Genomic DNA, 6,617 nt, shown 5'->3' with positions numbered 1-6,617 from the left:
CTGCGTACGCAGACCCAACTCGGTGAAGAACGACTCAAGCTGGTCAAGGGACAGCCGGTCCTCGCGTACATCGAGACGCGGAAGTACGGCGACATCCCGCTGTACGACCCCGCCGGCGCGGAGAAGATGCGGCCGTTGCCGTCGTCGACCAAGGCCCGGATGGCCAAGCGGCGGACCTGCCCGACGTGCGGCAAGGTCCGCAACGAGATCGTGCGCAGCAAGCGGTGCTCGGTGTGCTGGGACAAGGCTCGTGCCGAGCAGCAGCGCCGGGAAGCTCGGACGTGCTGGGACTGCCGGGAGGTGTCCGAGCGGCGGCTCCCGGTGCATCACCGCTGTGGAGGATGCCGCCGCAAGCAGCTCGACGAGCAGCGCCAGGAGGCGGTGGCGTGGGTCGAGAAGGTCACCGTGTGCCCGGGGGACGGCTACGGGGGCGACTGTTCCGTGAAGCTCGTGACGAAGAAGGAGGCGCGGGCCTATCAGAAGGGCCAGGGAGCGGAAAGGACCTGGTGGTCGAGGGCTCCGCACTGGCCGACACGGTGTCCGCCATGCACCGAGGCCAACGAGCGGCGGGACGCGGAGGAGCGCGCCAAGTACCGGGCGGAGTACGAGCGGCGGGAGAAGGAACGGCGGGAGGCCGAGCAGCTGGCGGCCGAGAAGCGCGAGCGGTGGGCCGCGGCCGCGCTCGTCGACCCGGACATCCTGGTCCTTGACACCGAGACGACGGGCCTGCACGAAGAGGCGCGGATCGTCGAGCTGGCCGTGCTGAACTCGCGCGGGGAGGTCCTCCTCGACACGCTCCTCAACCCGGGCGAGCCGATCCCGAACTCGGAGTTCCACGGCATCACGGACGCGATGGTCGCCTCGGCGCCCACATTCTCCGACGTGCTCGTGAAGCTGACCGGACTGCTCGACGGCAAGCGCTGCTTGATCTACAACGACGTGTACGACGTCAACCGGCTGCGGCACGAGCTCATGCTCCACTTCCTCGACCGCGCGGCCCGGGAGGCTGCCGAGGAGACCGAGGGCACGGGAACAGTGGCGGAGGATCTGCGGGTGCGGGCGCTCGCTGAGGCCCGTGAGCAGGTGGCGGCCTGGCTCGACGTCATGCGGTTCGAGGACGTGATGATCCCGTACAGCGACTTTGTGGGCGACTGGAACGAGTACCACGGCAGCAACACCTGGCAAGCCCTGGACGGGGGTCACAGGGCCGCTGATGACTGCCGTGCGGTGCTCGGCTGCCTGCGGTCCATGGGACGCAGGTACGCGGCGGAGTACGCCACGGCGGTCATGGTGGCCGACGGCACGAGTGAGGTGACGAACTGATGGTGCAGCTTCGGGTAATGACGGACGATCGGGAGCTCGGGCAAGACGTTCTGGATGTGCTGCTGCCGTTGCTGAGGGCGTGCACGGCCCTGCAGGCGAGCGAGCCGACCCGGCTCTCACACCGTGGCGGCGGGCTCCGCGTGGTTCTGGAGGTGCAACTAACCGGGGCGCCGACCGTGACGGTCGAGCGGGGGGACGCGTCGGCCGGTAGCGCGCGGACAGCTCGGGGAGAGCCTCCGGCGACGCGTCGACGAGCCCGTCGTGCGCTCCGCCTGCAGTTGATCTCTCGCATAATACCTTGCGCGGGCCGGGCTCCTGGTGGAGACGGGCCGCGCGTACGTGGAACCCGCTACGGTGCGGGCTATGTCAGTCACACAAGCACAGACCGTACCCATCCCCCCGCTGTCGGGCTACTCCTGGCATCTGCCCACGGTGGCCAGCTGGGAGGAACCTATCGAGTGGGTCAAGTGGCGAGCTCAGCTCCGGGTGCCGTCCTCGTTCCAGCCGCTCCGACCCGGCACCACCGTGCGGACCATCGCGGTGGCGAATCAGAAGGGCGGCGTCGGGAAGACGACGACGGTGGCCGAGCTCGGAGCTGCTGCGGCGGCTCGGGACTGGGTCGTTCGGGTCATCGGGGTGGACCCGCAGAAGGCGGGCCTGTCGGCCTGGTTGAAGCCGATCTATCCGGAGGGTCTCGACCCGAAGCGTCGGCGCTCCCTAACGCACGTCTTCCATAAAACGTGCACCCTGGACGAAGCCACCTACCCAACGCGTTTCAAGGGCCTGTATGTCGTCCCCGCCGGCTCGAAGCTGGGCGGTGTCGAGAAGGATGGGGATCTTGTGGGGCGGGAGCTGACCATCGCTCGCGGCATCCAGTCCAGCTCCCTCGACATCGACCTCAACCTGCTCGACTGCGGGCCCACCCTGGGCACGCTCACCGTGGCGGCCCTCGTGGCGGCGGACGCCGTGATCATCCCCACCGAAGCCGGAAAGATGGAGACGCTCGGCGTCGGCGACGTCTACAACACCATCCGGAAGGTTCAGGAGGCGTACAACGCCAAGCTGTACGTGATGGCGCTGATTCTCACGGAGTGGGCCCGGTCGGCGGTTATGAAGGCGACAGCCATCCAGCTGGCAACGGACTTCCCTGACGCCGTGATTGCCCCGGTGCGGCCCTCGGTGAAGGTCAAGGAGGCAGTGGGGGAGGAGAAGCCGACCCGGCTCCACGCACCGAAAGACTCGGCTACCCGGGACTTCGACCAGATCGCCGGCGTCCTGTTCGGCGACAGGGAGGCGTCGTGAGAAACGTCGGATCGGCGCTGGACGTCGATGACGACGACGAAGAAGAGTCGTACGCCACGGACCTGGTCAGGCCCCGTCCGTACAACGCGGTGCCGATCGACCCCGCGGAGCTGCCGGTCGACCGTAAGGAACGACTCAAGGCGGTCGAGGCCGCGCTGATGGCGGCTGAGGTCACTAAGTCCAAGAGCATCGCCTGGTCCAAGCTGCGTTGGACGGTCGAAACGGGCGCCGCCCTGCGCGTCCTCATCGAGGAGGACCTCTACAAGGAGGATCCTGAGTTCACCTCGCTGGAGACGTACGCGGACAACCGGCTGCACCTGTCGCGCGGCCACGTGTACGAACTCGTCGACGATGCGTCCCGACTCCTCGCGGTGGCCCCACTGTCAGAAATTTCTGACAAACCCTTCAACGCCTCGCAGGCCAAAGTGCTGGCTCCGCTGATGGAGGTGTACGCCGAGGACGGCGTGGAAGGTGGGAGGACCAAGGCAGAGCTGGTCGTCGCGGACGTTGACTCGACGGGCAAGAAGCGCACGGCGGCAGCGCTGCGGAAGGCGGCGGAACACCGGGGCTTCGTCATTTCCGAGAGTCCGGCGGTGGTGCCCTCGGCCCGCAAGGGCAGCGACGAGAAGGACGACATCGAGGACGCGGAGGTCGTAGAGAACGACGGCACCCGCGCCTTGGAGGCGCTGCACGGCCTCCTGCAGGACCAGAAAGGCGTGTACGACGGAACAGGGGACGGCCTTCTCCCCCTGGCACTCAAGGCCGACTATGCGGCTGCGGAAGGGGTCTTGCGGGAGTTCCTGCAGTACCTCAGCCGCACCGAGCACCGGATCAGGGCGGCGATGAAACCGCGAGCCTCGGGCGACGCCTGACTACGACACAGCGAAGCGCCCGACCCCTTTCCGGTCGGGCGCTTCGTGCTGGGAGGGACCCCTACTGGGAGCTCTGCCTCCGTGTGGCGAGCCAGGTGGTCACGGCGGCGGCGCCCACTCCGATCACGCGATGCAGGGCGGAATCTAACTCGATCCATGCCGTTCCTGGACCGTTGCTCTCGGTCCGGAGGGTGCCGTCGGCATCGAGGCGGACGGCCTCGCAGTGCTCGACGTATCCAGTCTGGCCTGTTTTGCCGACGAGCCACAGGAACAGGGCTCCCCGGTCAATGGCCGCGTGTGTCACGCCGTTGAGCGCGGCGCCTGCGGCCAGCGCAGGGACCGGAACGCGGTAGCCGAACGCTCGGGTGAGGGCGACAGCCGCGCCGGTCTGGATCGCGGTGTATGCGGTGACATGAAACAGGACGGCACGGCGGCCCCGAGCACTCGCCGTCATCGTCGGTTCGCCGCTGCGGTCGTCCTTCTCTTCGCCCACGGCGACTCCGTCGCGGTAGACGGGATGCAAGCCGTACAGCCGCTTGCAGCGCGCGGTTTCGCTGCCCTGCGCCCAGTGGTCGCAAAACGGATGGATCTCGCCGAAGGCGCTGAGTAGGGCTCCGAAAAGGGCGAGCCTCTTCGTGGCGCGGCTCATCGGGTCGTCTCCGGTGGGGGTCACTTGTTGTCTTCCTCGGTCTTGGTGAGCAGGGCGTACAGGCGGGCCTCGTGGGTGTCGCTGGTGGGGTCGTCGTGGTCGGCTTGCAGGAGGGCGGCCTGGGCCGGCGCCTCGGCGACGATCTCGCCGGGCTTCCGGGTGTCCGTGATGATGCGCAGGATCAGGCCCATCGGGCTGTCGTGGTCCTCGGGCGTCAGGCCTTCCCTCCACCTCTCGACCACGCGCAGGGCCAGCTCCTTGCGGAAGTCGGCACCCTCGACAGGGTGTTCCGCCCGGTGGATCAGGTCGGTGAGCAGGGCCGCGACGGGCTCACTGGCCTCGCGGAGCTGGCGGGTGAACTCGTTCTGCTGTCCGTCGAGTCGGGCGCGGAGCTCGTGCAGCTCGTCCGTGACCTGGGTGGTGCGCTCGCGCTCCTCGTCGCGCTGCTGCTCGTAGTCGCCTGACTGGGCCTTCCACGTGGCCACATCCTCCTGGGCCTCTTTGAGCTGGAACTCCAGCCCCGGGACCTTCCCGGCCTCCTCGACCTTGCCCTCGTAGTACCGGCGCGTCGAGCGGGTGATGATGCGGATCACTTGGCGGCCTCCTCAACCTCGTTGGCCTCTTCGGTGCAGGCACAGAGCGGATCGCGGAGGGTGCCGCGTGCGGTGTGGCCGGAGCCGCCGCACTCGGTGCACGCGCCGTTGGCGCCGGGGTCGAGGCCCCAGGTGTGCCCGCACTTCGTGCAGCCGGCGCAGTCGGCAGAGTCGCCGGTGTTCGGGATGGGGAGGCCGAACTCCTCGGCGCCGGGGCTCTTGCAGAGCGGGCAGGTGATGATGACGGCCAGCGCGTTCCGGCATCCGTCGCAGGTGACGGTCCACACGTTCCCGTCGTGGACCAGGCGCTCGATGACGGGCATCGGGTAGACGGCGCAGGCCAGGGTGAAGTGCTGCCGATCTCCGGCGTACTTGGCGGCGTGGACGGTGCTGTCCGGCTCGACCGCGCGGCGCTGGTGGGTCTCGTAGGTGATGGTGCTGGTCGCCCGGGGGTCAGTGGCCATCGGCGTCTCTCCTGTGATCAGTGGTCGGATGCGGGGAGTTCGGGCAAGCCGGCCTTTTGCAGGACGGCGTGGTCGTACGTGGTCGGGTCGAGCTGGATACGCTGCTCGACGGCGCGCGCGAGGGTCAGTCCGTACGCCAGCGCCTGGGCCTTGGCGTCGTGGGCGATGACGGCGGTCGCCACGGTGGTGGCGCTGTCGAGTCGGGCGAGTGTGAGCTCGTGGTCGCGGGCCTCGCGCAGCTGATGGGCTGCGCGCCAGTGCCGGGCTGTGACGACGTAGACCAGGACCGTGGCGACGAGCCACAGCAGTGCGGACAGGGCCCACGACTCGGTGTAGGCGACGGGTCCGAGCAGGGCGAACGCTCCGGCTCCGGTGAACGCCACGGCTGTGGTGGCGGGATCGCCGTTGCGGTGGACCGCGGAGACGCATGCGGCTGCGAACGATCCGGCGGCGAGCGCCAGCATCAGCGCCATGTTGCCGACGCTGTGCGCGGCGCCCTGCTCGTGCCAGATCCGGGCCAGGATCAGGGCGGTCGAGGTGGTGATGACCGGGACCACTCGGCCGGAGTGGGCGACGAGCAGGGTGAGCCCGTTGTGCTGAACCAGCGGCGCCGGGGGCGGCAACTGCTGGCTGTACCAGGCGGGCAACTGGTCGGGGGGTGTCACGGCTGGAGCTCCGTCCGGGACTCGGGAGTCGTTGAAGGGTGGGGGAGTGCGTCGGCCAGCTCGGCCAGCACACGGGCGTGGCAGGGCTGGTCCGGCGGGCACCAACAGCCCAGCCGCCGGCCGCGCAGGGCGGGCAGGTGCTCGGCGAGCAGCTCGGCGTGCGTGTCGAGCCAGACCCGATAGCGGGCCACGGCCTTGGCGGCGTCGCCGTCACGGACGCGGTTCGGGTTGGCGAGCGGGTGGCCATACAGGCGCCATCCGCCGAGGAACATGGGGCGTCCGACGTAGACCACATCGGCGTACGCCGCGTCTCCCTGGTGCCCGTGCAGGTCCACCACGGTGGTGGGCCCGATGGCCGTGGGCTTGGAGGGGAGGGCCGGGGCCGGGGCAGCCGAGTAGAGGGCGGCAGCTCGCATCGCGTATCCCTTCGGTGGCAACAGAAGGGATGTTTCGGGCGGCGGTCGACGAAGGCAAGCACCGGCCGCCCGGTGTCGCCACGAGCACTCCTGTGCGCCCCCCGCACACCCCTGGGGCGCCGGGGACAGTGCGGCAGTCGGGTCAGCGCAGCCGTTCGCGCAGGATGTCCTGGGGCTCCCGGTGCGCGAAGGCGGCGCGCAGATCGGGCTCGTCGACCGCGCGGACCCCCAGTACGGCGACCGAGGTGAGGTACGTGCGTTCGTCTCCCGCGCCGTACGGGGCCGTGGTACTGGTCCGGCGGGTCAGTGCGGTGAGGAGGCGTTGCCCGGCCG

General features: G+C 69.3%; 8 protein-coding genes and 1 pseudogene. 3 read left to right on the top strand and 6 right to left on the bottom strand.

What is annotated here, in order from left to right; genetic code table 11:
• The 3 genes from STRTUCAR8_RS48550 to STRTUCAR8_RS40225 all read left to right on the top strand — a co-directional run.
• A partial coding sequence (locus STRTUCAR8_RS48550; RefSeq protein ID WP_048818889.1) for a 3'-5' exonuclease occupies positions 1 to 1,323 on the top strand: 1,323 nt, incomplete at its 5' end.
• A gap of 432 nt (positions 1,324 to 1,755) precedes the next feature.
• Positions 1,756 to 2,625: a ParA family protein gene (locus STRTUCAR8_RS40230; RefSeq protein WP_234372771.1), complete on the top strand. Its 870-nt coding sequence runs from the start codon at positions 1,756 to 1,758 to the stop codon at positions 2,623 to 2,625.
• The gene (locus tag STRTUCAR8_RS40225) at positions 2,622 to 3,497 is read left to right on the top strand and encodes a hypothetical protein (protein WP_006382128.1); all 876 of its coding nucleotides are present in this window, start codon (positions 2,622 to 2,624) and stop codon (positions 3,495 to 3,497) included. The genes STRTUCAR8_RS40230 and STRTUCAR8_RS40225 overlap by 4 nt, the downstream gene beginning before the upstream one ends.
• Positions 3,498 to 3,558: 61 nt before the next feature.
• Here STRTUCAR8_RS40225 and STRTUCAR8_RS40220 read toward each other — a convergent pair whose 3' ends face one another.
• The 6 genes and pseudogenes from STRTUCAR8_RS40220 to STRTUCAR8_RS40195 all read right to left on the bottom strand — a co-directional run.
• Complete coding sequence (locus STRTUCAR8_RS40220; RefSeq protein ID WP_006382131.1) at positions 3,559 to 4,170, bottom strand: hypothetical protein; 612 nt, start codon at positions 4,168 to 4,170, stop codon at positions 3,559 to 3,561.
• The gene (locus STRTUCAR8_RS40215) at positions 4,167 to 4,739 is read right to left on the bottom strand and encodes a hypothetical protein (RefSeq protein WP_006382125.1); all 573 of its coding nucleotides are present in this window, start codon (positions 4,737 to 4,739) and stop codon (positions 4,167 to 4,169) included. The genes STRTUCAR8_RS40220 and STRTUCAR8_RS40215 overlap by 4 nt, the downstream gene beginning before the upstream one ends.
• Positions 4,736 to 5,203, bottom strand: coding sequence for a hypothetical protein (locus STRTUCAR8_RS40210; protein ID WP_006382130.1), 468 nt, complete (start codon positions 5,201 to 5,203; stop codon positions 4,736 to 4,738). The genes STRTUCAR8_RS40215 and STRTUCAR8_RS40210 overlap by 4 nt, the downstream gene beginning before the upstream one ends.
• Before the next feature lie 17 nt (positions 5,204 to 5,220).
• Positions 5,221 to 5,868: a hypothetical protein gene (locus tag STRTUCAR8_RS40205; RefSeq protein ID WP_006382132.1), complete on the bottom strand. Its 648-nt coding sequence runs from the start codon at positions 5,866 to 5,868 to the stop codon at positions 5,221 to 5,223.
• Entirely contained in the window at positions 5,865 to 6,284 is a 420-nt protein-coding gene (locus STRTUCAR8_RS40200) for a DUF4326 domain-containing protein (protein WP_006382129.1), read from the bottom strand. The genes STRTUCAR8_RS40205 and STRTUCAR8_RS40200 overlap by 4 nt, the downstream gene beginning before the upstream one ends.
• Before the next feature lie 142 nt (positions 6,285 to 6,426).
• Positions 6,427 to 6,617, bottom strand: a pseudogene (locus STRTUCAR8_RS40195) (TIGR04222 domain-containing membrane protein); the annotation flags it as partial.

The sequence above is a fragment of the Streptomyces turgidiscabies Car8 genome, assembly GCF_000331005.1.
Lineage (GTDB): Bacteria > Actinomycetota > Actinomycetes > Streptomycetales > Streptomycetaceae > Streptomyces > Streptomyces turgidiscabies.
The sequence above is the reverse complement of the archived record's forward strand: the minus strand, read 5'-3'. Positions and strand labels throughout refer to the sequence as shown.